The sequence below is a fragment of the Anaerobacillus sp. 1_MG-2023 genome (genome assembly GCF_030547345.1).
GTDB classification, from domain to species: domain Bacteria; phylum Bacillota; class Bacilli; order Bacillales; family Guptibacillaceae; genus Guptibacillus; species Guptibacillus hwajinpoensis_B.
The window spans coordinates 1-23,664 of sequence record NZ_JAUORD010000001.1 but is presented as its reverse complement, the minus strand read 5'-3'; the positions used below and the strand labels follow the sequence as shown (position 1 = coordinate 23,664).

The following is a 23,664-nucleotide window of genomic DNA, read 5'->3' as shown; positions in this document are numbered from 1 at the left end:
ATACGATGTTCTGTTGACTTGAAAGTAAGGGAGGTGCGTGAAGGCATGATGAAATACTTGATGAAACTATTGCCTTCACTAAGTTTTAGTGACAGAGTATTTGCTCGTATGAAGCTATATCGAAAAATGAGAGGTGGGGTATGGTACAAAGTTTCTGATCGTGTCGCTCCGAAGAAAAGCATTTGGGTGAGGAAATTAGAAAATCCAGAAGCTTATTATGTATGGAAAAGAGAAGGACATTAGAGCTATTACAAAGACGCCGAATTCAACGGCGTCTTTGCTTATATACGACACAAGGTGACAGGCACCGCGCACCGACTGCGCGTCGCACCGCTATTGCAACCATCCATACAGTACGTTGCTCAATGGTTCGAGTATGAAATTCACGATCGTAATCGGGGTTGGGATATGGATGTGAAGTCTATTTAGAACTAAGAAAGTAAAACTGATACATAGAAGGATGCTATATACCCAAAGATCTTTCAATTGCTTTTTCTTTCGTAATTTGGCTGCTTCCATAACGGTAACTAGAATCGAGGCTACACCGACAGCGATAATAAACCACATCGTTTTACTCACCATCCTTTCTTTGAACAGAATCGGTGATGTTTCCGGTACGTTGAATGGTTGCGTGGATGGTGTAATCCACTTCGACGTTTTTAAATTCCTCATTCCAATGATTTTTCAACATTCGCCATTGATCTGGATGTTCGCGATGAATGAGGGCACCAAAACCTAAGATGTCACTGTTGAATTTATCTTGACTAGCAGAAACAGCTGACTCCATTTTAGATTGAATATCTTTTTCGACCATTGCTTCAAACTTTCTTATTGTCTGTGGATTGGTAATATCAATGTCGCATTCCACATCGCCTATGTTTCCATCTACACGCACGTTTGCATCAATATGAGGAGTGTTATTCTCTAAGTTTGCTTTTAATGATGTTATTGTTCTAATGACTTCAATACCTGTACTACTGTTGGAACAAGGAACATTAACAATGGTACTCGTGACATTGTCCGTAAAATAATTAAATCCTTTACTTTCATCCTCATTAAACCAGCCGACTAATTTATCGTTTTTAAAAACACCAATATGATCAATTTGAACAGTTGTAGGGGGCTCTGTTTTTTCAAGACTTCTACTATCTTTTCCTAGCTCAGTATTACCTTTAATAAAAATTCCAGTAAGGACGGCTTCATTACCATCGGTAGAAAGTTTATACATAAGTTCGTCTAATTTCACGGTATGAGTTGGCGCCCAGTTTCTTTCAGACATATAAAAGGAGGAAACGATCTTATTGGACGAAATTTTATCCATAGGGGTTAGAATATTTAGGAGTTGATCAGCGAGCGTGTCTTTTGCGATAACAAGAAAGAAGTCCGTTCTCATCTCGTGGTCTCTCGAAAGAAAATCAAGAGGCTGGACAATGCCACTTTTGGCTGCTTCTTCCCCAAACACCACAATTTGTACATGAGAAAAATAAACCTTCCGAGGTGCTTGGACGGTTAATCTCCGAAAAGCTTCAAATAGCGTTTCTCCAGAAGAACGATACGTTGTTGTAGCCGTCCGATTTGTTGGACTATCTGAAGCGATTTCTCCTGGATTAATGATTTGAACGGTCAGCAAGTAACCCTCATCGCTTTTGTCGATTCCGATGGCTGTAGCAATCGCTATTTCGTTAAGCTCTTTACTACTCCAACAGCTTGTTAACAGAAATAAACACGTCAACAAAGTGGCAAGACGATATACGTAAGCTATCATGTCCATGATCACCTTCTCATTATCCTATAGTTAATTTGATTCTGGTTTTGGTGGTGGTGTAGCATTTCTGGTTTTGTCGTTCTTGCTAATGAAAGAAGGGCGTGTCCGTATTTTCCAAAGCGGCGCACGTAGAATACTATCTTTTTGGTCTTTCGGGATAATGGGCGCCATAGGAGACATATATGGTACGCCAAATGAGCGCAAACTGCACAAGTGAAGGACCATTGCGATTATACCGATGATGATCCCAAATAAACCAAATGTAGCAGCAAGTAACATGAACGGAAAGCGAAGCACTCGAAGCGAAATGGCTAAGTTAAATGAAGGCATAACAAAGCTACTAATAGCTGTGATAGAGACGACGATTACCATTGCTGAAGAGACGATACCAGCTTCAACTGCAGCTTGTCCAAGAACCAGTGCACCAACAATGGATATCGCAGAACCGACTGCGCGTGGCATACGAATACCTGCTTCACGTAACACCTCAAAGGTAAGTTCCATTAATAACGCTTCAATGAGTGCCGGAAAAGGAGTTCCTTCTCGCTGAGCTGCTAAGCTAATTAGGAGGGAGGTAGGAAGCATCTCTTGATGAAAGGTTGTCACAGCAATATATGCGGAAGGTGTTAACAAAGCAAGAAAAAAGGAGATATATCGCAATAGACGAACCATTACGCTTATATCAAAACGTTGATAGTAATCTTCACTCGATTGAAAGAATTGAACAAATAAAGTTGGGACAAGAAGCACAAATGGCGTTCCGTCAACTATTATAGCCACTCTGCCTTCTAGTATGCCAGCTGCAATCGTATCAGGTCGTTCAGAGTTAAAGATCGTTGGGAAAGGAGTGTAGGTGTTATCCTGAATGTATTCTTCAATATAGGCACTTTCCAAAATGCTATCAGTATCAATTTTCGTTAACCGTTCCCGCACTTCTTTCAAAATACTTTCATCAACAACGCCTTTTAAATAAACGAGGGCAACATCTGTTTTGGTTTTATGGCCGATGGGGTTCGTTTCGATCCAAAGAGAGGGATCTTTGATTTTTCGTCTGAGCAAAGCGGTGTTTGTTCGTATCGTTTCCGTAAAACCATCCTTCGGCCCTCTAATGACGGTTTGGGAAGTCGGTTCATTTACGTCGCGATCCTTCCAGTTCCTTGAACCGATCGCAAATCCTTTAGACTCATCTTGAATAAGTATGATTGTATCTCCAGAAAGAAGATGCTCATAGAGGGGGGGGAAACGATGAATCTCTTTTAATTCACAGGCAGCAAGAGAGAAATGCTTTAGGATTTCATAAAAGCTAGCATTTTGTATGACGTTCATCGCTATATCCGTTTTTCGAATATCTAGCATCAATGGATCAATGACGCTTTCTTGGACCATTACTTTGTCTGCAAGTCCATCAATGAAAATCACAGCGATAAGCATTGTCTCATCTGTACCAGAACGAATCTCCCTAATCGTTAAATCAGAACTTTCTCCTAGCATTTTCTTTATGTTCTCTATGTTTTTTTGAAGATCCGGGCTAATATCTTTGAATGTACTTTCAGTGGAAGATGCCTTCTCATTACGTTTTTTGGTTTCCTTTAATCGCCTTATCCGTTTCATCACAAATCCCCCACATTATTTTCTTCATAAGTAGGTTTACACATCGATTGTTTTTTTATCCCCCTCAACGTGATAAATCGATAGTGCTATAAATCAGAGCGGAAATTCGTTTATAATGCATAATTGGCTTAGAAAGATGCATACTACTTTTGTATAAATATGTAAAAATGTTTTTGCTATGGTAAGTAGCGTATCTTTATCCAAAATACACATGATGATACGAAACACAGACCGTTAGGAATTAGGAGAATAACAATGAACATTGTCCTCATTATCACGCTACTGTTTTTTGTTTTTTGGAAAGGCGATTGGAGAAATTGGGAAAAATATTATCCTAGTATGCTTTATATTGCGTTAGCAGCGACCATTTATGAAACGATATCGTACGAAGAATTTCATCTTTGGGAATTTAAAAAAGACATTTTCTTTAGTAAATTTAATGTTCATTTACTACATAACCTCGTTGTTAATCCTTTAGTTGTGCTACTCTATCTGTCTAATTATCCAATTCATAAAAGAAGGTTTCTATACAATGTAAAATGGATAACAGGGTTTTGGTTCGTGGAGATTATAGCTTCCGAGGCTCAGATGATTACTTATTACAATGGATGGAACCTCGCATGGTCATTATTATTTATTATTGTGATGTTTCCGATGGTGCACCTTCATCACCGTAATAAAACGATTGCACTTCCATTATCGATAGGCATCTCGATTCTTCTATTAGTCATTTTTCATTATGTATAATCGATAAGGAAGAAGTAAAACTATAAGGTTCTAGCTATCAAAAGGAGAGTCTGAGCGATGGCAAAGGAAATCATTAATACGCGTCAATTCTCATGGTTAGTTGCCTTATACATAATTGGAAGCTCCATCTTAATTATTCCTGCGGGTCTAGCTGCTGTAGCAAAACAAGATGCGTGGATTTCAGCAATCGTTTCAATTGGAGTCGGAACATTGCTCGTCGTTTTTTATGGGTATTTTATGAAGAAATTCCCTGATATGACGATTGTGGAAGCGAGTGAGAAAGTACTCGGTAAATGGATTGGTCAGATTGCATCGCTTATGTTTTTTAGCTTTCTCTTTCTTCTTGCAGCTCTTGTTCTTAGAAATATTGGAGACTTTTTAACGACCCAAATACTGATTGAAACGCCGCTATATATCATTTTTACCATCTTTATGATTATCGTTATTATGGGCGCAAGCCTGGGGATAGAAACCATTGCAAGAGCATGTGAAATCTTTTTCCCTTGGGTTTTCTGTCTTCTCATTTTGCTTACCATTCTACTTATGCCTGAAATGCAATTTGAAGCGATTAAACCGATAATGGAGAACGGTGTTAAGCCAATTATTAGGGCTTCTATTCCCTTTATTGGTTTGCCATTTCTCGAATTAGTTGCCTTTCTAATGATCTATCGACACGTAGACAAACATAATAAATTGAGCATTTCATTCTTAAAAGGAACCGCGATGGGTAGCGTCGTTTTGTTTGTAATTATTTGTGCCACAATCCTTGTATTAGGAGCGGATTTCACTGCAAGGTATACGTATCCTACGTATATTCTTGCAAAGAAAATTAGCATCGGGAAGATCGTCGAACGAATTGAAGTCATTGTGGCGATTGTTTGGATGCTTTCTATTTATTTTAAGTTAGTTCTTTTGTTCTACACCTCAGCACGTACGTTAACGCAAATCTTTCGTGTTCAAAACTATCGACTGCTGTTATTTCCTCTTGGAATAGGGAGCTTGGTTTTAGCGCAAATTAGTTATCCTGACATTATTTATATGCAGGATTTTGTATCGAAAACATGGACCCTTTATGCATCGATCTATGGAATTGGTTTCCCTATGTTATTAATTCTAGTTGCAAAAAGTAGAAAGTTGATTTAATAAAACGAATTGGGGAAGAGCGTGCTAGCTTTAATATAGGGTTACCGCTTTTTTACCATCTCCGTCCTAAAAGAAATAAGACCTATATACTCTCTGCAGGTGGTACCTTTAGGTATCGCCTGTTCTCTTTTTTACTATGGAGAAAAAGTTTATGGTAATGGAATAAAACGGTTAGGGATTCAAGAGCAACTGATAATTAAAATGTTGGTAAAGCTTGTATCTAAGAGTAGTAGTTCGACTATTTTTGAATGGAAAATCGACTTTTAAGGGGACGAAAGAGAGATTAGTTACATATAAAGAACAATAAGCAATGCTACAATCACGATTTTTCGCACTTACTGACTCAAGGATGTCACAGCATCTTGGAAGAAGGAGGGTATCATTCATGGATGCTTATCAAATGATTACGTTCATTAAGGAACTTGAAAGATTAAAGGATACGACAAGAACTGCCTACATGAGAAGCGGTCGACGAGAGAGCGTTGCCGAACATTCCTGGAGGCTAGCGATGTTTGCTTTTGCTTTAAGTGATCAGTTTCCAGAGCTTGATACAAAAAGAGTACTCATTATGTGCCTTGTTCACGATCTTGGAGAAGCATATGATGGGGATATCTCTGCTACGGTTCAAGTCGATCAAAAGCAGAAAGTACAAAAGGAAGAAGAGGCTGTTCAACGTCTCACATCATCCCTTGATGAGAAGGGAAAGCATGACATTCTTACAATCTGTCAGGAGTATAATAGAGGCTCCACGAAAGAAGCCAAGTTTGTAAAAGCACTTGATAAAATGGAGACAATTATACAACATACCCAGGGCACGAATCCCCCTGGTTTTGACTATGAATTTAACCTTACTTATGGGAAAGAGTATGTGAAGGATCACGCTATTATGAAATCCATACGTGACGAAATTGATAAAGCAACGATAAAGAAAATGAATGAGGAAGCATGATCTTATAAAGCAGGGATGGGATTAGGTGAAGATAAGTTTAATACGACATGGAAAATCCGCCTGCGATTTTTCGGAACGGATAACTAGTGAGGCTTATCGCAAATGGGTTAGTCAATATAATAGAGAAGGCATATGTGATGAAGCTCCTCAACAGGTTCAAGCTATTTTACAACAAGCACCGTTAGTATTAACGAGTGACTTACCAAGATCTCTAGAATCAGCGCAGCAGGCAAGTACGATTCAAAGCGATCCCATCTTCCGAGAACTGGAACTCCCCTTTTACAACATACGCTTCCTAAAGATCAAACCTCAAATGTGGACAGTCTTTTATCGGTTTCTTTGGTTTATTGGTTTATCAAACCAAGCAGAAACTCGAAAGGATGCGAGAAAGCGTGCCAAGTTAGCCTCCGATATTTTAGAGGAATGTGCAAAGGCGAAGGAGCCTCTCGTTTTAGTTGGGCATGGCTTTTTCAATCGCTTTTTAGGACGGGAGTTAGAGAAGCGAAGATGGAAGTTACAGGGAGATAAAAGTTCAGCGAATTGGGCTTGTCATACGTATTGGAAAGATTAGAACTAATCATTTTACTTTTTATTTTTTGCTCGGATTTTACTATGTTGAAATATTTTCAGCAATGTTGTGTGTTTCAAAAAACACTGTGTAGCTAACATAGTTTGCGAGGTTATGAGATTACTAGTTACATGAAGTGATGAATCAAATAATTATTCGCAAGAAAGAGACGCTATCTTAGCAAAATGTAATTGGTCAATTATTAAATTAAATCTGCTAGTTTATGAAGGGTTTTCAAGAAATATAGGGGTTGTCAAAAAGAAAAAAGCAGGTAAAATGGACGCAAGGTTAAAGAAAACATTCGTTTTGCATCATAGAAAAACATGCGAAACATATCATGGAAGTATAGAAAACAAACTGTTCCATACAGGAACTATTACAAGCTGGAAAGGGGAAAGAAACCATGAATCGTTCAGTGGTCTGTCCATGTGAGGGAGTTATCGAGAAAGTATTCGTCAAACATGCATCTCGAGTATATGAGTGGGAGCCAATGTTTGTCATTCGCAACGGACAGGGCAATACCGAGAAAATTACGCTTGGAGTAAGCGGGGAAATTTCTGAACTTCATGTGAAGGAGAATGATCGCGTAACTGGCGGTTACATTCTTGCCTCAATGAAAGAAGATGATTTTGTAACAGGAAGCGACTGATGCTCGCTCATAGCTGAGCACTGTGCTTGATGATCATAGAATGAGCGCAAACTGACGCAAGCTTGTTACGGTTTACCGTAGCGCTTGCGTCTTTCGTTTTTTTGATCCGATATGAGAATAATATCCAACTTATCCATATAATACTTTGTTGATCAAACTTTCTTATTTGTTTCTAACGAATATGTCTTGCAGGATGACTCTTTTTTTAGTAAAGTACACATATATTACACCCGAGATGGACAAATGTTTTTGTATGGAGGACACTATGAAGAAAATTGGACTGTTGCCACGTATTCTTATTGCCATTGCCCTTGGAATTGTTATTGGAGCTTATTTCCCTGAATGGACCGTACGATTATTTGCTACATTCAACGGGATTTTTGGAAACTTTCTAGGTTTCGCGATTCCTCTCATTATTATTGGATTTATTGCACCGGGAATTGGTGAAATTGGGAAGGGTGCAGGGAAGTTAATTGGGGTTACAACGTCAGTTGCGTACCTTTCTACGTTTCTAGCTGGTTTGCTAGCTTTCTTTGCTGCACGAAATTTATATCCTTTATTCCTTGAAACCGGTGGAGCCGCTTCAGAGATGGCGAATCCTGAAGAATCGTTATTAAAGCCTTTCTTCGAGGTTGAGATCCCTCCTATGATGGGCGTTATGACGGCACTCGTTCTAGCGTTTACACTTGGACTTGGCATGGCTGCGATGAAGGGGAATATGCTAAAAGGGGTTATGATTGAGTTTAGAACAATCGTTGAGAAAGTGATTAGCTACGTCATTATTCCATTACTACCGCTTCATATTCTTGGCATTTTCGCAAACATGACAAGTGCTGGACAAGTCCAAACAATCTTAAGTGTTTTTGCCAAAGTGTTCGTCATGATTATTCTTCTTCATATGACAATGCTTTTGATTCAATATAGCATTACTGGTGCAGCGACATCTCGTAATCCTTTTAAGCTTCTGAAAGGCATGATGCCAGCGTATTTTACAGCGCTCGGTACTCAGTCTTCAGCGTCTACAATTCCAGTTACGCTAAGACAAACGAAAAAGAATGGTGTACGAGAGAAAATTGCTGATTTCAGCGTTCCGCTCCTTGCGACTATTCACCTTTCCGGAAGCACGATTACGATTGTCTCGTGTGCGATGGCGGTTATGCTTTTGAATGGACAGGAGCCTACATTCGCTGCGATCATTCCATTCATCCTTATGCTTGGGGTTACCATGATTGCGGCGCCTGGTGTACCAGGTGGTGCTGTTATGGCGGCGATCGGATTGTTAGAAACAATGCTTGGATTCGATTCAACGATGATCTCACTAATGATCGCTTTATACCTTGCACAAGATAGCTTTGGTACAGCTTGTAACGTAACAGGTGATGGGGCTTTGTCAGGCCTTGTGGATCGATTAACATCGAAGAAAGCCACATTAAAAGACACTGCAAAAGCAGGGTAACATTTAGGACAGGCAGATGCCTGTCCTTTTTTTATGTTCTCTCGCAATCCAGTTCGTTCATAATAAGCCACCATTGCTGTAAGGTTAGTTTGAGAAAAAGGATTCTCCTATTATCCTCTCGAAATGAAAGTAGTTGGAGGAGGAGAGGAATATGAAAAATACGATTTTGGAACAAAACAAAGGAAGTTGGAATAAAGTTGCTCATCATTTTAACGGGGTAGATGCGCTACCTGCGTATGGCCCTTTTGCTCAAACGGAGAACGAGCTCCAGCTATTTGATCAGCTTGAGAAAAGTAAAGTACTTGAGATTGGGTATGGTAGTGGGCATTCATTACGGTATATGGCGAATAATGGAGCAGAAGAACTGTGGGGCGTCGATTTATCTGAAGAACAAAAACACAAGGCTGAGGAAACGTTATCAGGTTTATCCCCCAATCTTTTTTGTGCGCCAATGGAAGAAGAGATTGGTCTTCCTAAAAACTATTTTGATTATGTATTTTCTATTTATGCGATTGGATGGACAACAGATCTAAGGAAAACTTTCGCATTGATTTACGCTTACTTAAAAGAGGGAGGAAGCTTTGTTTTTAGCTGGGATCATCCCTTATATGTTCATTTGAAAAGTAAAGAAGGAGCAGTGACACTTAACGGTTCTTATCAAAATGAAGGCCTTCATACATTTGAAGATTTCAAAGGTGAAGGCGTCACAATGACGATCCATAAACGGAAAATGTCCACTTACATAAATGAATTAATCCAGGCGGGGTTTAAGATAAAAAAGGTGATTGAAAGTGATGTCTCTTCTTCTATTTCTGAAGAGGACATAACTGTTTCAGATCGATATTATTCTTTATACAAAGCAAAGAAATTTCCAACAACGATGATTATTAAAGCGGTCAAATAAGTTAGTAAGCTCTGGGTTTTGCGGTAGATATAATCGATTTTCCACCGAATAATATGGAACTTATTGTAAGTTGATCCGTACTTTAAGAGAAGCGTTTCTTTCGAAGAAGAAGCCACTATCTCTTAGAGGGTGTGATTAATCTGGTTGTAAAATTCATTTTTTGCATAGTCTTTTTAATAGTAGCTGTTTCAGTAGCTGGAGCGTTAAGTAAGATTTCTGCATTCATTGAAAAACATTTGTTAAGTAAACTCAGCACTTTCAACCGGTATGGGTTGCTTCTCGTCGTTACGCTACTGTTTGAGAGTGGAATAGTGGCCACCATATCGGTCATGAGCGGCTGGAATTTCATCGATTCATGGTTCGTAGGAAGTATTTTGCTTATAGCTATAATTTGGCTACCCGCTTATTTTAGACCGTTTCAAGAAAATGCAAGTCGCACTGTTGGAAAGTTTCATAGTGGTTTTGAATCAGGTGCGGTTGCGATCCATAGGGGAGGGTCACGTCATCCCTTTTTTGTTGGAACACTTCTTTTTACGACGGTTGGAATCTTTGTTTCTTTCGGATATTATTTTCCATATTTCATATAGCGAAACGAGCACTCTTTGAAAAAAGATAAGTAGAGATGATTACCTTAATCGGTATAGGAAACGGCTGAAAAATGGTGTTTAAGAAGTAAATAAACCGTCATAACGACTATTAGGAGCTGAGTGATTGTTGAAATATTCTCTTTGTATCGGTGCTTATCCTGGTGACGATGTGATTACTCATTTGGAGAAAGTGAAAGAACACGGCTTTCATGGACTCGAATATTATGATTGGACAGAGCTCGATCTAAAAGAAGTGGCTAAAGCACAAAGTCGTATTGGGGTTGGAATTACAGCAACATGTACAAGGTCTTTCAATCTAGTGAATCCCGAAATGAGTGAGCTTTTTCTTAGTGGACTAACTGAAACAATTGAAGCATGCAAAAGACTTGGAACAACTTCAATTATTACACAAACGGGGAACGTTATGATCGATGCGCCTGTTAAGATGCAACAAGAAGCAATGATTGAGACTCTTAAACGGAGTGCAGCGCTATGTGAAGAGTCTGGTATGGTGCTTGAAGTAGAACCTTTAAATGGACTTGTCGATCACGAGGGGAACTTCCTTCAATATTCAGATCAAGCGGTTTCGATCATAGATCAAGTTGATAGTCCTCATGTAAAGCTTCTCTTCGACGTTTATCATCAGCAAATTACAGAGGGGAATGTGATTCGAAACGCGACGAACTATCGGAATCGCATTCATCATTATCATATCGCTGATAACCCTGGGCGAAATCAGCCAGGAACAGGTGAATTAAATTATTTGAATATCTTAAAAGCTATTAAAGAGACGGGGTTTGATGGGTTTATTGGATTGGAATGCGGCTATACGATAGAAACGGATCGAGCTTTAGTAGAGTTTAGAGAGACTATTTTAGAGCACGTTGAATAGTGGTTAGAAATGAGAAAGAGCTACAAAAACCAGTGTTCCACTGGGAGTTGTAGCTCTTTTTGGTATTACCTATTTAGTTTTCGTAATCCGTGAAGGTCGAGTAGACCAAATCCTACTTTCGAGAATATCGGAAGAACGATAAAGGCTAGAGTATCAATGATCCCTGCAGTTACGCCAACTCCTGATGACCCGAAAAACCATGCGGTAGGGTAAAGAACCCAAAAAGATGTTAAGTAAATCGCCACTCGCTTATAATGCTTTGCAAGTTGCTCGTTTGAACCATCCGCTATTCTCTTGAGCGGTCCCCATACAATGACTAATATGATGACAAGAGCCACAAGCCCCATTGTGTACCAAACATATTTTAGTGATTCAGATGAAAAATCTGCAATGAGACCAGTTAAAATCATAAAAACATCAGCTGCAATCAAAGAAGCGATGAGTGTACGATTGATTTTACTTTGGTAGAACATAGCAGTTAAGGCAAGTGATAGTAGTAAGAGAGGAGTGGAGACTACCCAATCTAAATAGCGTGCAAAGTAAATCGTTTTTTCCGGTCTTTCTAATATCCCTTGCCCTAAAGCAATGGATAAATAAGCGACCCCAGACCATCCTGTGATTAGAATAGCGACAACATATTCATACAATGGGACGCCTTTTGGGTTTCGACTTAGGAGATAAAAATAAATGGCGCTTGAGATCATGACGATAAAATAAAAAATGTGTAACGAAATATCAATTGAATTCATGGTTTCACCTCTATCTTCTTAACGTGATATCCATTATCGGCTTTAGAGAAGAATTTATTCATTATTAATAGAGTGATTATAGAATTTTTTCAATAAATACAAAGACTATTTGTATTGAAAGAATCAAATAGGTAGACGGATGGAAGAGAACATTTTAAGATGGAAGTACTGAGTGATAAAGGAGTTACAATATGAATTTCGTTGCACTAGATTTTGAAACGGCTAATTCGCAAAGAGGAAGCGTTTGTTCCATTGGTCTCGTAGAATACGAGAATGGGGAGCTTATTCGAGAGTACTATCGATTGGTGAAACCAAAACAAAATTATTTTGCGGGCATTAACATTAGCATTCATGGGATTACAGAAGAGGATGTAGCTGACGCACCTGAGTTCGACGTTCTATGGAAAGAGGAAATTCGTGAGTTGGTAGAGGGGAAATTCCTTATCGCGCATAACGCCCAATTTGATATGAGCGTCTTACGCGCTGTTCTCGATCAATATAACCTACCTTATCCGATGCTTGCTTATAACTGTACGGTGAATTTATCGAAAAAAACGTGGACATTACCTCGATATAAATTAAATGTTGTCTCTGATTACCTTGGAATCGACCTTGATCATCACCATGCGCTGGATGATGCACGTGCTTCAGCTCTAATTTTCTTGAAAGCGGCGGAGACTTTAAATGCAAGCGATGTAAATGAACTTGTGGAGAGAACAGGTACGGCAAACGGTGTGTTGTTCGATAATGGGTATGAACCAGCAAAGTTAAATAAAAAACGAGTGACAAAGAAAAACCCATCACCAAAAATTCGCTAACGAATTTGGTGATGGGTTTTTTTAACCTATTTTACTTCTGCAATCGTTTAGAAGAAGTGAATGAGGAAGGATAATGTATCAAGCTCTCTCGCCAAGTCAATTTGCTGTAGGTGGATATTGGCGGGAAGTTGCAAGTAGGCAGAAGAAAAATTCATTATCCCAATAATTCCTGTTTCAGATAGTTTTTCAGAAATTAACTGTGCTGAAGCGGCAGGAATGGCGAGAATGGCAACGGTTACGGTAGGGGTTAAGCGGTCATACATTTCATCGATATGATAGACCGGAACACCAGCAATCGTTTTGCCTACTATTTTTGGGTTATTATCAAACGCCATTTTGATTTTAGGAGACGACTTTCGTAAATGGTTATAGTGAAGAAGTGCTGTCCCAAGACGACCTGCGCCAATTAGTGTAGCTTCAGGTTCAGTCTTCTCGTTCACGATCAGGTGAAGGTGGTTGACTAACTTTTTCACTTCATATCCAGCCCCTTTTCGACCTGGGGCTTTTATCTTAGAAAAATCTCTCCTTACAAGGTCTGATTTATAATTAAGTGCATTTCCAATCTCTACAGATGAAATCGATTTTTGTCCCGATTTCTTAACGCTTTTTAAGTAAGAGAGGTAGAGTGGGAGCCGCTTAATGGTTGCATTTGGAAGCTTATTCTCTTCCTTTTTCATAACATTACCTCCGTCAAACTAATACGCTTTCCCTTCTATTATAATCTTAATCTAGCAAAGTGCAATTTGGAAAATAATCCAAAAGAACTAGAGGGGATAACGTGCAATAAAAAAGTTAAGTTAATCCCCAAAAAAAATCGGCCAATCAGGCCGATTTGATAGCAGCTTTATTCATTAAGTTCTTTTTTACATAAATACCAGTCGATGCATTCGAGATCATCCTCATTTTCACGTTGCTTCATAGCTTCCTTTGTCTTTGGAGGAGAAACGAGCACTTTATCTCCTGGTTCCCAATTTGCGGGAGTTGGTGATCCGTGATCATCGGTTGTTTTCAAAGCTTTAACCAATCGCATGATTTCATTCATATTCCGCCCAGTAGTAAGAGGGTAATAGATAACAGCTCGAACCACCTGTTTATCATCTACCACGAAAACGGCTCGGCTTGTTTCAGTTTGACTTTCTTCAGGCATAATCATGCCATATCGAGTGGCAACGTTGCGATCAAGATCTGCAATCACAGGGAATTCGATTTCAGTGTTAAAGTTTTTCTCGATGTTACGCACCCAAGCAAGATGAGAGGAAACGCTATCTACACTGAGTCCAATTAGCTCAACGTCAAGCTGACGTAACTCAGGATAAATTTCCTGAAATGCGACAAACTCTGTTGTGCATACAGGTGTGAAATCTGCAGGATGGGAAAATAGGACAAACCATTTACCTTTATAATCGTCTAATGAAATCTGTCCGTGAGTTGTGTTTGCAGTAAAATCGGGGGCAGGTGAACCGATCCTTGGAAGCTGGTATGTGACTTCAGTTTGTTGTTCTGACATCTCAAAACATCCTCCTTTAATTTGAATCTATGGATGGTGTTCCCTTCTCATTTTGAAATAAACAGTCGATTTTGTGACAAATGTTAAAATTAGTCTTTTTCTTATAGAAAGGAGAAGATAGAATGAGAGAGAGGTAAATGATTCCAAATTATGAGAGGGGAGTAAGGAGATGCAAATCGAATTTCTTGGCACTGGTGGCGCTATGGCGATCCCACGCCCACTCTGTCAATGTGACATATGCAAGGAAGGAAGAGAAAAAGGACTTCCTTACAGTAGATCTGGTCCAAGCGTGTTTATTCATGGGCCCAATGTTTTGATTGATACACCTGAAGATAGTTACATGCAGTTAAATCGATCACGTATTTCAAACATTGATGGCGTCTTTTATTCCCATTGGCACCCCGACCATGTGATGGGGAGAAGGGTACTCGAATCAATGAATGCCGATTGGATTAATCATCCTGCAAAAGGAACAACGACAGACGTTTATCTTCCAGAACAAGTAGCCATCGATTTTCAGACAAGATTAGGCACAGCAGAGCATCTAGCTTTCTTTGATAGTCAGAAGTACATATCGCTTCATGAACTGAGTGATGGAGACAAGGTGAGTCTTAATGGGGTAACGATTACACCGTTTCGCCTTTCAGAGGACTATGTTTATGCCTTTTTGTTTGAGGGAGAGGGCAAACGTATTCTCATTGCGCTTGACGAGTTATTTGGTTGGGAGCCACCTGAGCTTGGAGAATTGGATGTTGCGGTGCTGCCTACAGGTGTTTGCGAATTTCATCCGATCACTGGGGAACGTCAAATAAGCGCTGATCACCCTGTACTTAAAGAAGAAGCAACGTTTCGTCAGACGCTTGAAATCATTGAGAATCTTCAAGTGAAGGAAGTCTTTCTAACACATATCGAAGAACCCGATCAATTAAGCTTTGATGATCTAAAACAAGTGGAAAACACCCTTCTACAAAATAAGAAGATATCCTTTGCATTCGATACGTTAATCGTTGATCTCACGTAAACACCATGGATGCCCAGTTTAGAATGAAAGACAAAAGGGAAACAGTTTTCTAGAAATGAGGTGAGCGTATGGAAATGTCATTTGGCTTTATTGTAAATGTGGTTATCGCCATTTTCTTATTTATAGATGCTAAAAAACGAGATAAGAGTTCCTTCTTTTGGGCCATTATCGGTTTGATATTTGGACCAATCGTACTTGGGATTTATTTCATTCAGACAGGTAGAAAAGGAATCGGTTGGCTTATCGTTGTTCTTGCGGTGATCTGGTATATTATCGCAATCGTCTTTGCCATTCTGGCCGGTATCTTGGGCATCTTGTTTTAGTACGAACCTGAAGCATTTGCTTCAGGTTTTTACATGAATTGGGATGTTCTTTGAAAGTGATAGTTAGAAAACAAGTGAGATATGTCTTAAACAATAGAGCACTTTCGGTGGATGGGCGTCATGGTGTAGAGAAGAAAGTGTAGTACACATTCACCTATCAGTAAGTTCTCGAGGGGGAAGTAATGGATGAGGAAGCAAAAGTGATCGATTGGATCACTTCCGAAGTCGAAACAGAATCATGCACCATGCAGGATTATCCAGTGTATCATTGGGGTAAACGAGTCATCGATCGAAGCGGAGATTATCTCATTGTTTACTTCCATCCGTTGCTTGAAAAAGTGGTCTATACATTCAAAGGCGTGGAGGATTGCTTTTTTATTGCTCATTGATAGGAGTATGTTTTGTGATGTAGAAGAGGTTGATTCCTTGAACGAAAAGGGGAGCGTGAATGTTGATTCGCGCTCCCCTTTTTGTTAGTTCGGTATGAGTTGAATGCCTTCTTCAATTTCTTTTGATGAGAGCAGAGAGAGTTGGTTAAGTAATTCAATCTGAAAATCTCCAGGCCTGTTTCCAACGAGATGAGCGGCTTTTTCACTAGCCACTCCATAGAAAGCAAGAACGCCATAGGCTGCGAGCATAGGATCTGGTTCAATGGCTGCAAACGCTCCAAGCAGGGAAGAGAGAAGACATCCAGTGCCGGTTACTTTCGTTAAAATGGGATGGCCATTTCCTAGTCTTATTGACGTATTGCCGTCTGAAATGGTATCAATTTCACCAGTTACAATCACAACACAGCCAAACATCTTGGCAGCTTTTCTAGCGAGAGCTTCGCGATTTCCGTCCCCTTCAATAGAATCAACGCCCTTAATTGACCATGTTTTTCCTGCAACATTAGCAATTTCTGCGGCATTTCCTCGCAAATATTGAACGTCGACTTCTTTTAAAATGCGGCGAGCAGTTGACGTTCGATAAGGAGTAGCACCGGCTCCAACTGGGTCGAGTATAACAGGGGTGTTCAATTCATTTGCTGCTTTTCCTGCGAGTAGCATCGCTTCAACGGTTTCCTTTGTAAGTGTACCAATATTTAAGACGACAGCTCCAGCAATTCTCGCCATATCTGCCGCTTCCTCTCGTGCATACGCCATTATAGGGCTAGCTCCTGCGGCAAGTAAACCATTTGCAGTAAAGTTCGTAACAACTGTATTCGTTATATTGTGAACGAGAGGAGAAGTCTCTCTTACTTTTGTAATTAATTCTGCTGCGTGTTTCTTATCCATGGCGCACATCCTTTCTGGTGAATCAATGATAAGTGGTTTCATTTCCTCATTGTACCAATAAGAGGAAGAAGTGAAAATAAAAAAGAGGGGGAATGCTCCCTCATCTTCTATCGTTTTGAATACCGATTCCAGAAGCGCAGAATCCATGAAAATGGAAAAGGCAATCGATAGCCGGCTTTTTCAAGTTGTTTAAGAAGGTTAATAAAGGCACCGCCAACGCGTCGTTTTTGCTTGAGCTCTTCTTCATCTCCTTTCACTGTAATCCGATACCCATCATGAAGACCTTCCACTTTCACTTCAGAGCGTCCGAGCTTTTCACTTGTTTCCTTCATTACTTTTTCATCGTTCATTTTTACTGCTCCTTTTTTTCCATAGTCGCTTCTCGAAGGTACCTGCAAGAAGTATGACGAGTAAACTGATTCCTCCAGTAATCATAGTAGGAAGGAGTAATGATTGAATTTCAAAGGCGTGACTAATAAAGAATCCGATTAGACTGAGGCAGAAAAGGATAAATCCATAATGTTTATTCCACAGTAAGCTTTTTGCTTTAACTTCCCGTTGTTTTAACGATTCCTCCCATTGCCGATGTTGGTTGAACTCCTCAGACAATCGATCAAGAGGGTTTTCAATGGAAGTGATTCTCGCATAAAGTTGTTTCAAAATTTTCTTAGGATCATAGCGCTTATCAGTTGATTCTTCCCGATTGATCCATTCTTGCACAATCGGCTTTCCTTCTTCTATTAAATCAATCTCTGGGTCCAATGTGTAAAGGATACCTACAATTGTTGATATCGCTCTTCCTAGAAAAGCAAATTCACTAGGTAGTTGAATGGGCTGTTTATTCACAAGGGTTTGAACTTCTGTCAGAACTTGATCTGCCGTATCTTCATCCATCATCGTTAAATCTTGTTCCACAAATAACGTGACAAGCGTCTGGATAGCTTTCTCAATCTGCCGCTTGTCTGAATTAGGAAGAAGAAACCGAAGCTCTTCAAGGGCATCCGTGACATCACGATACTGATTCAGCACGATTCCAGTAATCAGCTTGCGAATCGATAGAGCATCTCTTGCTTCAATATGACCAACCATCCCAAAATCGATAAAAACAACTGTGCTATCTTCTTGGATCAGAATATTTCCTGAATGTGGATCGGCATGAAACTGTCCCTCTTGAAGAAGCTGATCAAGGTAGCCCTTCAAAAGTTTACGTGCGAGCTCCTGTCGGTTTATGTTCTTTTCTTTAATGTAAGACAGATTCGTAATCCGTGCGCCTTCCATCCACTCCATGACAAGGACTTTTTTCGTTGACCATTCAGATACATAATTGGGTACGCGATAACCCGGGCTGTTTTTGTAACGTTCCTGGAAGTGTAGTCCGTTTTTTAGTTCTTTTTTAAAATCGAGTTCATCTTCGATCACGCTTCGAACTTCATCATAAAGTCTACTAAGATCGAGCTGTTTTCCATAAGAAGTGAATGTATCCATCAACCAAAACACAATTCGGAGCGCTTGGAAGTCAGCTCGTATGATTTTACGGATATTTGGTCGACGGATTTTGATGGCAACATCTTCACCTGATTTTAACGTTGCTCTGTATACCTGACCAATAGAGGCAGAAGCAACTGGTCGTTCCGAAAGGTGATCAATGACATCTTCGTAATCAGATGACCACTCTTCTTCAAGAGTCTTTCTCGCTTTCTCCCAAGAGAAAGAAGGGACGCGGTCAACAAGATCTTCAATTTCTTCAAGAAAAACTTTTGGAAGAATATCAGCTCTTGTTGAGAGGAACTGTCCAAGCTTCACAAGTAAACCTTCAAGACGAATCGCTTTTTCCTTATATTCTTTCGCTTGTTTCTTTAATAGCTTCTGCCAGCGTTCCTGGTCCCATGAATGCTTGCTTTTCCTTCTGAAATGCTGGAGTTGAATGAAGAACTTAACCGACATCCAAACGATCACGACGATCCGATACAGCGAATAATATTTCATATGCGACTCCTACTCCTGAATAAATGGCGTTTAGTCTTTAACATAGCCTATTTTCGTTCATTAGAAACAACTATTACAGCTGAAGAGCACATTAAATATCCCTATCTCTATAAGAGACAGGGATGAATATTATTTTTCCTATTGCGTCAAACGATGTTACATATTAATGAACCTTATTAAATCGGTTCGCTAGCTCATACGAGTGAAATCTTCATTACTTTCGTCTCTTATTGAGCCACTTTTGAATAAGAAAAGCTATGACGGCTGAAATCCCTATGATGATGATCGTCACAAGAAAAGAATTCTCTGCGCTCGTATAATTTCCAAAGCTTGTATAGGAGGGGGATTCGACTAACATTGTTAAAATGATCCCCGATAGAAGTTGTAGAAAAAAGAATAATAATATAAAACTACTTGCAAAATACATATAATTCCTCACGTGAACAGTTCCTTTCCGTGCTCCAAACAGCATATTTAATGACGTTTCCCTTTACATGTGTTCGAATACCCCATTCTATTATAGGGGAGAGGAAATGTTTGTCATATGGTTTTATAAAAAATCTTATATCACGACTAATTTGAGAACGATTTGTATGCGTCCACCAATTTGATTGAATCATACTGTTTCAAGGCTTAAGAAGAAGGGAATCTACGAAAGAGACTTACTATTTCTGGTTTAGGGAGGACGTATCTGTGAAGCGAGCCATGTTGATTATTAATCCATCTTCAGGGAAAGAAAAAGCGATGAAATATGAAGATGAGGCTGTAGCCATTTTAGAACAAAACCATGTAGACGTTACGGTGAAGTATACCGAAAAAGAGGGAGATGCTGTTCGTTTTGCAAGAGCTGCTTGTGAGAATCACTTTAATACAGTTGTTGCAATGGGAGGAGATGGAACGATCAATGAGGCGGTGAATGGTTTAGCGCGTGAAACAGAACGCCCTGATTTTGGTTTCGTACCCCTTGGAACAGTGAATGACTTTGCAAGAGCACTAGACATACCGATGCAACCTAAGAAAGCGCTAGAGGTTCTATCTGAACAGCATACGAAACCGGTTGATATTGGACGTATAAATGATCAATATTTCATGAATGTACTTGCAGTTGGCGCCATTGCAGAAGCTGTATATGACGTTACGGCTGATCAAAAATCCAAATTTGGTCCACTCGCTTATTTAATTGAAGGTGGAAAAGCATTAAAGGATAAAACACCATTCGACTTGAACATTACATACGACGGTAAGCAATGGGATGGGAAAGCTTATTTAATGCTGATCGCGTTAACAAACTCAGTTGGAGGGATACAGTCATTCGCTCAGCATGCAGAGGTGAACGATGGCTACTTTCATGTCTTTATATTAAGAGAGTTTTCTCTTACAAAAGTGTTTAAAATCATACCAGATCTCTTCAGTGGAAAGTTGCAAAATAATGCTCAAGTGGAGTATTTTCCAGCCTCGAAATTAAAAGTGGAATCGGGTCATGAACTTGTTGTAAATATCGATGGCGATGAAGGTATTCACCTTCCGTTCGAAGCAGAAGTGATGCATAACGAATTAAATATTTTTGTACCAAAAGAGTAGGGAAACCTGCTCTTCTTTAGTGCTTATTATTTGAAAAAGCTTTTTCTTCAATTATTCACCTATCCCAATGACTTGCTTCTTAATTTACAGCGATGTGAATATGTTAGTCATGATAAGTATGGGGATGAGGTGAAGAAATGGGACAAAAGGTCTTGTTTTTTGGAGATGTAGGAATTGATGACACGATCGCCCTTTTATTTGCTTATTTATCAGAAGGTGTGGATGTTATTGGTATTGTAGCTTGCTACGGAAACGTATCAAAAAAACAAACGACCCGTAACGTTCGCTACTTACTTGAAGAAGTTGGTCGAACGGATATCCCTGTAATGGGTGGGGCAGAAAAGCCCATGACTGGAGAGGTGCCGATTTATTATCCTAATGTACATGGCCCGGAAGGATTAGGTCCTATTACGCCACCGCCAAATGAAGCTGCCCCTTTAGAGAATTTCTTTCAAGTGATTTCATTAATTGAAAAGTATGACGACCTTGTGATCGTAAACGTTGGGAGGATGACTTCTCTTGCGACGCTTTTTCTCTTGTATCCAGATACGATGAAAGGAATTAAATCTTTTTATATAATGGGCGGTGCATTTAACGTCCCAGGAAACGTGACCCCGAGTGCAGAAGCTAATTTTTATGCAGATCCAGTTGCGGCAAATATAGTGATGAAATATGCTGAGCATGTTTTTTTATTTCCACTAAATGTGACGGAGCATGCGATTGTAACACCGGGAATGGTTAATTATATTCATGCAAAAGGGAAGGCGCCTCTTATGAAGCCACTTCTAGATTACTATTATGAGGAATTTTATAAGAAAATGGTTCCAGACATTGAAGGTAGTCCTGTTCACGATGCGCTTACGTTAATGGGGGTTGAAAAGAAGGACATTTGCTCATTCTACCGCACTCGCGTAGCAGTAGAGATTACGGGAGAAGCCCGGGGCCTAAGTATTGGTGATTTTAGGAAATCATTTGAACAAGAGGAATTTGATGGAAGACCTATTCATTCAGTCGCAATATCGATGAACTATTTTACTTTCTACCAATTATTTATGAGTAGGATGACCGGAGAAACTTTCTAGAGATCTGAAACATTTCCTTGTGTTCTTTCGTAAATGGTGTAGGATAGTCTTAAAAACGAGATTTCTCTCAAACAAAAATTATACCTCTTGTGTACCTAAGCTATTATATTATTCTTGGATTCTATTGCGATCCAGGCGATTCACCCTTATACCATGCCATCTGTTGCGAATAAGTGTAAAGATAGAGATCGCGTAACATATGCGAGAAATGAAGAGGGTGTTGTCATTTGAATGACATTGGAAGAATGGTTCAGCAAATTGAGATATCTGGAACAGAGGTTCTTCGAAAACCAGAAGAGCTGAAGCTAATCGGTAGAGGTAGAAGTGCAGTCGTATTTAGAATACGTGATGAACAAAAGGTTCTTAAGGTTTTCTATCCTGACTGTGCTCATCTTGCTGTGCAGGAAGCTTCGATTTATCAAGTACTTCAAGATAATAACCACTTCCCTTTTTATTATGAAGGAGGAGAGGGGTATGTGGTTTTAGAATACTTGGACGGCATTACATTCTACGAGTGCTTAAGACGAGGGATTATCATCACTGATAATATGTTACTGCAGGTGGATGTGGCGCTCCAGTATGCCCGTTCTAAAGGGTTGAATCCTTCCGATACACATCTCCAAAATGTGATGCTTCTCTCGAATGGAGAAGTTCGCGTCATCGATGTTGTTCGCTTCCGTCAATCAAAGGAGTGTACGCACTGGGATGACTTAAAGATGGCCTATGATCGCTACTACCAACGTCGCTTCTTTCCAAAGAAATACCCCGTTTGGTTCATCGAGATGATCATTCGTCTCTACCGTAAAGGCTTCATCAAAATGAATGAAAGGAAGTGATGATCGATCATGCAGCAATCACGAATGTTTCGATTTTTTATTTGGCTCCTCCTTATTTTTACAGTGATTTGGGTAGGGAGTAAAATCGAATTTATTTTTCGTCCGCTTGTGATACTCGTAACAACTTTAGCTTTTCCAATCATCGCTGCAGGGGTGTTTTATTATATTCTTAGACCTGTTATCACCCTCTTAGAAAAGTGGAAAATTCCTAGACCGCTTGGTATTCTCATTGTCTATCTTGCCCTTGCTGGTGGTGTGACTGGTTTAGTCCTGAGCATTGGTCCTGTTCTAGTTGATCAATTTAATAGTTTGGTACAAGGTGCCCCGACCCTTATCAATGATCTGCAGAAAGCGACCAACGAATGGCAAAGCAATCCATACATAGCGAGAATTCTTCAAAGTGAAATGATTGATATACAGGAGTTAACGGATCGTATATCGGGTTCTATCGGGGAAATTAGCTCCTCTTTCGGAAACTATCTTTTCTCCATATTAAATGTGGTGACAAATGTACTTGTAGGAATTGTGCTTCTTCCTTTTATCCTTTTCTTTATGTTGAAAGATGGAAAGAAACTGATGCCTTCCTTACTTAGTGTTGTGCCTCGAGCTCATCGAAAAGAAGGGGCGAAAATACTAGAAGACATGGATGATGCGTTAAGTGGCTTTATTCAAGGCCAGCTAATTGTTAGCATCTTTATTGGAACCTTTGTTTACATTTGGTATGTGATTATTGATCTTGATTATGCGTTAATTCTAGCGCTCATTGCCCTTTTCCTTAATGTTGTACCATTTATTGGTCCTATCATCGGGACGGCGCCTGGGGTGATTGTAGGATTAATTCAATCACCGCTAACAGCTCTATGGGTTGTCCTTGGAGTGATTGTAATCCAACAAATAGAAAGTAACCTTGTATCACCTCTTGTGATGGGGCGAAAACTTGATATCCATCCACTAACGATTATTTTATTGTTATTGGTTGCCAGCAGTCTTGCTGGATTCCTGGGACTCATTCTAGCGATTCCAACTTATGCGGTGTTAAAAGTAATCTTTACGCATACGTATCGATTAATTAAACTGCAGCAGCGTGGAAAGCATGTAACGACTAAATCATAAAAAAAGAACAGGCACTCCAAATATGATATGATCCCCTCATAGTAGACAGAAAAAAGAAAGCGCACTAAGCTGTCTATTATGGAGGGGATTTTTCTATGGG

Annotated in this window: 27 protein-coding genes; 18 read left to right on the top strand and 9 right to left on the bottom strand. The window is 39.6% G+C overall.

Features of this window, described 5'->3' with window-relative positions; translation table 11 throughout:
• The first annotated feature begins 45 nt into the window (after positions 1-45).
• Positions 46-243: a hypothetical protein gene (locus Q4550_RS00135; protein ID WP_303529217.1), complete on the top strand. Its 198-nt coding sequence runs from the start codon at positions 46-48 to the stop codon at positions 241-243.
• 90 nt (positions 244-333) lie between these two features.
• Here the strand turns inward: Q4550_RS00135 and Q4550_RS00130 are convergent, their stop codons facing one another.
• From Q4550_RS00130 to Q4550_RS00120, 3 genes are read right to left on the bottom strand one after another with little or no spacing between them, the layout of a single operon-like run.
• A complete protein-coding gene (locus Q4550_RS00130; RefSeq protein WP_303529216.1) occupies positions 334-567 on the bottom strand; it encodes a hypothetical protein in 234 nt (77 codons plus the stop codon).
• A gap of 4 nt (positions 568-571) precedes the next feature.
• Positions 572-1,765 carry a Ger(x)C family spore germination protein gene (locus Q4550_RS00125; RefSeq protein WP_303529215.1) on the bottom strand — a complete coding sequence of 398 codons (1,194 nt, stop codon included), beginning with the start codon at positions 1,763-1,765 and terminating at the stop codon, positions 572-574.
• A 30-nt stretch (positions 1,766-1,795) separates the two neighbouring features.
• Positions 1,796-3,376 (bottom strand): spore germination protein, encoded by a 1,581-nt coding sequence (locus Q4550_RS00120; protein ID WP_303529212.1) that lies wholly within the window; start codon positions 3,374-3,376, stop codon positions 1,796-1,798.
• Positions 3,377-3,631: 255 nt separating this feature from the next.
• Between Q4550_RS00120 and Q4550_RS00115 the strand changes: the two genes are divergently transcribed.
• From Q4550_RS00115 to Q4550_RS00075, 9 genes are all read left to right on the top strand, one after another.
• On the top strand, positions 3,632-4,123 hold the full coding sequence (locus Q4550_RS00115; protein WP_303529210.1) for a CBO0543 family protein: 492 nt from the start codon (positions 3,632-3,634) through the stop codon (positions 4,121-4,123).
• 57 nt (positions 4,124-4,180) lie between these two features.
• Positions 4,181-5,266: a GerAB/ArcD/ProY family transporter gene (locus Q4550_RS00110; protein ID WP_303529207.1), complete on the top strand. Its 1,086-nt coding sequence runs from the start codon at positions 4,181-4,183 to the stop codon at positions 5,264-5,266.
• Between the two features lie 385 nt (positions 5,267-5,651).
• Positions 5,652-6,215 carry an HD domain-containing protein gene (locus tag Q4550_RS00105; RefSeq protein WP_303529204.1) on the top strand — a complete coding sequence of 188 codons (564 nt, stop codon included), beginning with the start codon at positions 5,652-5,654 and terminating at the stop codon, positions 6,213-6,215.
• A gap of 25 nt (positions 6,216-6,240) precedes the next feature.
• Complete coding sequence (locus tag Q4550_RS00100) at positions 6,241-6,786, top strand: phosphoglycerate mutase family protein (RefSeq protein WP_303529201.1); 546 nt, start codon at positions 6,241-6,243, stop codon at positions 6,784-6,786.
• Between the two features lie 400 nt (positions 6,787-7,186).
• A complete protein-coding gene (locus Q4550_RS00095; protein WP_226612333.1) occupies positions 7,187-7,432 on the top strand; it encodes a biotin/lipoyl attachment domain-containing protein in 246 nt (81 codons plus the stop codon).
• Between the two features lie 265 nt (positions 7,433-7,697).
• Positions 7,698-8,888: a dicarboxylate/amino acid:cation symporter gene (locus tag Q4550_RS00090; RefSeq protein ID WP_303529194.1), complete on the top strand. Its 1,191-nt coding sequence runs from the start codon at positions 7,698-7,700 to the stop codon at positions 8,886-8,888.
• A gap of 151 nt (positions 8,889-9,039) precedes the next feature.
• Positions 9,040-9,792: a class I SAM-dependent methyltransferase gene (locus tag Q4550_RS00085; RefSeq protein ID WP_303529192.1), complete on the top strand. Its 753-nt coding sequence runs from the start codon at positions 9,040-9,042 to the stop codon at positions 9,790-9,792.
• 131 nt (positions 9,793-9,923) lie between these two features.
• Entirely contained in the window at positions 9,924-10,379 is a 456-nt protein-coding gene (locus Q4550_RS00080; protein WP_303529190.1) for a hypothetical protein, read from the top strand.
• Positions 10,380-10,503: 124 nt separating this feature from the next.
• Positions 10,504-11,271 (top strand): TIM barrel protein, encoded by a 768-nt coding sequence (locus tag Q4550_RS00075; RefSeq protein ID WP_303529188.1) that lies wholly within the window; start codon positions 10,504-10,506, stop codon positions 11,269-11,271.
• Between the two features lie 65 nt (positions 11,272-11,336).
• Here the strand turns inward: Q4550_RS00075 and Q4550_RS00070 are convergent, their stop codons facing one another.
• Entirely contained in the window at positions 11,337-12,020 is a 684-nt protein-coding gene (locus Q4550_RS00070) for a bacteriorhodopsin (RefSeq protein ID WP_303529186.1), read from the bottom strand.
• A 191-nt stretch (positions 12,021-12,211) separates the two neighbouring features.
• Here Q4550_RS00070 and Q4550_RS00065 point away from each other — a divergent pair, with 191 nt between their 5' ends.
• A complete protein-coding gene (locus tag Q4550_RS00065; RefSeq protein WP_303529184.1) occupies positions 12,212-12,838 on the top strand; it encodes a 3'-5' exonuclease in 627 nt (208 codons plus the stop codon).
• A gap of 47 nt (positions 12,839-12,885) precedes the next feature.
• Here the strand turns inward: Q4550_RS00065 and Q4550_RS00060 are convergent, their stop codons facing one another.
• Entirely contained in the window at positions 12,886-13,515 is a 630-nt protein-coding gene (locus Q4550_RS00060) for a redox-sensing transcriptional repressor Rex (RefSeq protein ID WP_303529181.1), read from the bottom strand.
• A gap of 167 nt (positions 13,516-13,682) precedes the next feature.
• Complete coding sequence (locus Q4550_RS00055; RefSeq protein ID WP_303529179.1) at positions 13,683-14,345, bottom strand: peroxiredoxin; 663 nt, start codon at positions 14,343-14,345, stop codon at positions 13,683-13,685.
• A 169-nt stretch (positions 14,346-14,514) separates the two neighbouring features.
• Here Q4550_RS00055 and Q4550_RS00050 point away from each other — a divergent pair, with 169 nt between their 5' ends.
• From Q4550_RS00050 to Q4550_RS00040, 3 genes are all read left to right on the top strand, one after another.
• A complete protein-coding gene (locus tag Q4550_RS00050) occupies positions 14,515-15,366 on the top strand; it encodes an MBL fold metallo-hydrolase (RefSeq protein WP_303529176.1) in 852 nt (283 codons plus the stop codon).
• Between the two features lie 68 nt (positions 15,367-15,434).
• Positions 15,435-15,689 carry a hypothetical protein gene (locus Q4550_RS00045; RefSeq protein ID WP_303529174.1) on the top strand — a complete coding sequence of 85 codons (255 nt, stop codon included), beginning with the start codon at positions 15,435-15,437 and terminating at the stop codon, positions 15,687-15,689.
• 182 nt (positions 15,690-15,871) lie between these two features.
• Positions 15,872-16,078, top strand: a complete 207-nt coding sequence (locus Q4550_RS00040; RefSeq protein WP_194221010.1) for a hypothetical protein — start codon at positions 15,872-15,874, stop codon at positions 16,076-16,078.
• A gap of 84 nt (positions 16,079-16,162) precedes the next feature.
• On the opposite strand, the gene thiM is transcribed toward Q4550_RS00040, so the two are convergent.
• From thiM to Q4550_RS00025, 3 genes are all read right to left on the bottom strand, one after another.
• Complete coding sequence (gene thiM / locus Q4550_RS00035) at positions 16,163-16,966, bottom strand: hydroxyethylthiazole kinase (RefSeq protein ID WP_303529169.1); 804 nt, start codon at positions 16,964-16,966, stop codon at positions 16,163-16,165.
• 107 nt (positions 16,967-17,073) lie between these two features.
• Complete coding sequence (locus Q4550_RS00030; RefSeq protein WP_303529166.1) at positions 17,074-17,316, bottom strand: hypothetical protein; 243 nt, start codon at positions 17,314-17,316, stop codon at positions 17,074-17,076.
• Positions 17,306-18,952 carry an ABC1 kinase family protein gene (locus Q4550_RS00025; protein ID WP_303529163.1) on the bottom strand — a complete coding sequence of 549 codons (1,647 nt, stop codon included), beginning with the start codon at positions 18,950-18,952 and terminating at the stop codon, positions 17,306-17,308. The genes Q4550_RS00030 and Q4550_RS00025 overlap by 11 nt, the downstream gene beginning before the upstream one ends.
• Positions 18,953-19,645: 693 nt before the next feature.
• Between Q4550_RS00025 and Q4550_RS00020 the strand changes: the two genes are divergently transcribed.
• The 4 genes from Q4550_RS00020 to Q4550_RS00005 all read left to right on the top strand — a co-directional run bounded on the left by Q4550_RS00020 (position 19,646) and on the right by Q4550_RS00005 (position 23,564).
• Entirely contained in the window at positions 19,646-20,533 is an 888-nt protein-coding gene (locus Q4550_RS00020; protein WP_303529161.1) for a diacylglycerol/lipid kinase family protein, read from the top strand.
• A gap of 137 nt (positions 20,534-20,670) precedes the next feature.
• On the top strand, positions 20,671-21,615 hold the full coding sequence (locus Q4550_RS00015) for a nucleoside hydrolase (protein WP_303529159.1): 945 nt from the start codon (positions 20,671-20,673) through the stop codon (positions 21,613-21,615).
• A gap of 227 nt (positions 21,616-21,842) precedes the next feature.
• Positions 21,843-22,451 carry a serine/threonine-protein kinase gene (locus tag Q4550_RS00010; protein ID WP_303529157.1) on the top strand — a complete coding sequence of 203 codons (609 nt, stop codon included), beginning with the start codon at positions 21,843-21,845 and terminating at the stop codon, positions 22,449-22,451.
• A 9-nt stretch (positions 22,452-22,460) separates the two neighbouring features.
• The gene (locus Q4550_RS00005; RefSeq protein ID WP_303529156.1) at positions 22,461-23,564 is read left to right on the top strand and encodes an AI-2E family transporter; all 1,104 of its coding nucleotides are present in this window, start codon (positions 22,461-22,463) and stop codon (positions 23,562-23,564) included.
• The last annotated feature ends 100 nt before the right edge of the window (positions 23,565-23,664 follow it).

What these genes read in the sequence shown, in the direction of transcription:
- Q4550_RS00135 (WP_303529217.1), top strand. Translation starts at nt 46, where the DNA reads ATGATGAAATACTTGATGAAACTATTGCCTTCACTAAGTTTTAGTGAC.
- Q4550_RS00130 (WP_303529216.1), bottom strand. Translation starts at nt 567, where the DNA reads ATGTGGTTTATTATCGCTGTCGGTGTAGCCTCGATTCTAGTTACCGTT.
- Q4550_RS00125 (WP_303529215.1), bottom strand. Translation starts at nt 1,765, where the DNA reads ATGATAGCTTACGTATATCGTCTTGCCACTTTGTTGACGTGTTTATTT.
- Q4550_RS00120 (WP_303529212.1), bottom strand. Translation starts at nt 3,376, where the DNA reads ATGAAACGGATAAGGCGATTAAAGGAAACCAAAAAACGTAATGAGAAG.
- Q4550_RS00115 (WP_303529210.1), top strand. Translation starts at nt 3,632, where the DNA reads ATGAACATTGTCCTCATTATCACGCTACTGTTTTTTGTTTTTTGGAAA.
- Q4550_RS00110 (WP_303529207.1), top strand. Translation starts at nt 4,181, where the DNA reads ATGGCAAAGGAAATCATTAATACGCGTCAATTCTCATGGTTAGTTGCC.
- Q4550_RS00105 (WP_303529204.1), top strand. Translation starts at nt 5,652, where the DNA reads ATGGATGCTTATCAAATGATTACGTTCATTAAGGAACTTGAAAGATTA.
- Q4550_RS00095 (WP_226612333.1), top strand. Translation starts at nt 7,187, where the DNA reads ATGAATCGTTCAGTGGTCTGTCCATGTGAGGGAGTTATCGAGAAAGTA.
- Q4550_RS00090 (WP_303529194.1), top strand. Translation starts at nt 7,698, where the DNA reads ATGAAGAAAATTGGACTGTTGCCACGTATTCTTATTGCCATTGCCCTT.
- Q4550_RS00085 (WP_303529192.1), top strand. Translation starts at nt 9,040, where the DNA reads ATGAAAAATACGATTTTGGAACAAAACAAAGGAAGTTGGAATAAAGTT.
- Q4550_RS00070 (WP_303529186.1), bottom strand. Translation starts at nt 12,020, where the DNA reads ATGAATTCAATTGATATTTCGTTACACATTTTTTATTTTATCGTCATG.
- Q4550_RS00065 (WP_303529184.1), top strand. Translation starts at nt 12,212, where the DNA reads ATGAATTTCGTTGCACTAGATTTTGAAACGGCTAATTCGCAAAGAGGA.
- Q4550_RS00060 (WP_303529181.1), bottom strand. Translation starts at nt 13,515, where the DNA reads ATGAAAAAGGAAGAGAATAAGCTTCCAAATGCAACCATTAAGCGGCTC.
- Q4550_RS00055 (WP_303529179.1), bottom strand. Translation starts at nt 14,345, where the DNA reads ATGTCAGAACAACAAACTGAAGTCACATACCAGCTTCCAAGGATCGGT.
- Q4550_RS00050 (WP_303529176.1), top strand. Translation starts at nt 14,515, where the DNA reads ATGCAAATCGAATTTCTTGGCACTGGTGGCGCTATGGCGATCCCACGC.
- Q4550_RS00045 (WP_303529174.1), top strand. Translation starts at nt 15,435, where the DNA reads ATGGAAATGTCATTTGGCTTTATTGTAAATGTGGTTATCGCCATTTTC.
- Q4550_RS00040 (WP_194221010.1), top strand. Translation starts at nt 15,872, where the DNA reads ATGGATGAGGAAGCAAAAGTGATCGATTGGATCACTTCCGAAGTCGAA.
- thiM (WP_303529169.1), bottom strand. Translation starts at nt 16,966, where the DNA reads ATGGATAAGAAACACGCAGCAGAATTAATTACAAAAGTAAGAGAGACT.
- Q4550_RS00030 (WP_303529166.1), bottom strand. Translation starts at nt 17,316, where the DNA reads ATGAACGATGAAAAAGTAATGAAGGAAACAAGTGAAAAGCTCGGACGC.
- Q4550_RS00025 (WP_303529163.1), bottom strand. Translation starts at nt 18,952, where the DNA reads ATGAAATATTATTCGCTGTATCGGATCGTCGTGATCGTTTGGATGTCG.
- Q4550_RS00015 (WP_303529159.1), top strand. Translation starts at nt 20,671, where the DNA reads ATGGGACAAAAGGTCTTGTTTTTTGGAGATGTAGGAATTGATGACACG.
- Q4550_RS00005 (WP_303529156.1), top strand. Translation starts at nt 22,461, where the DNA reads ATGCAGCAATCACGAATGTTTCGATTTTTTATTTGGCTCCTCCTTATT.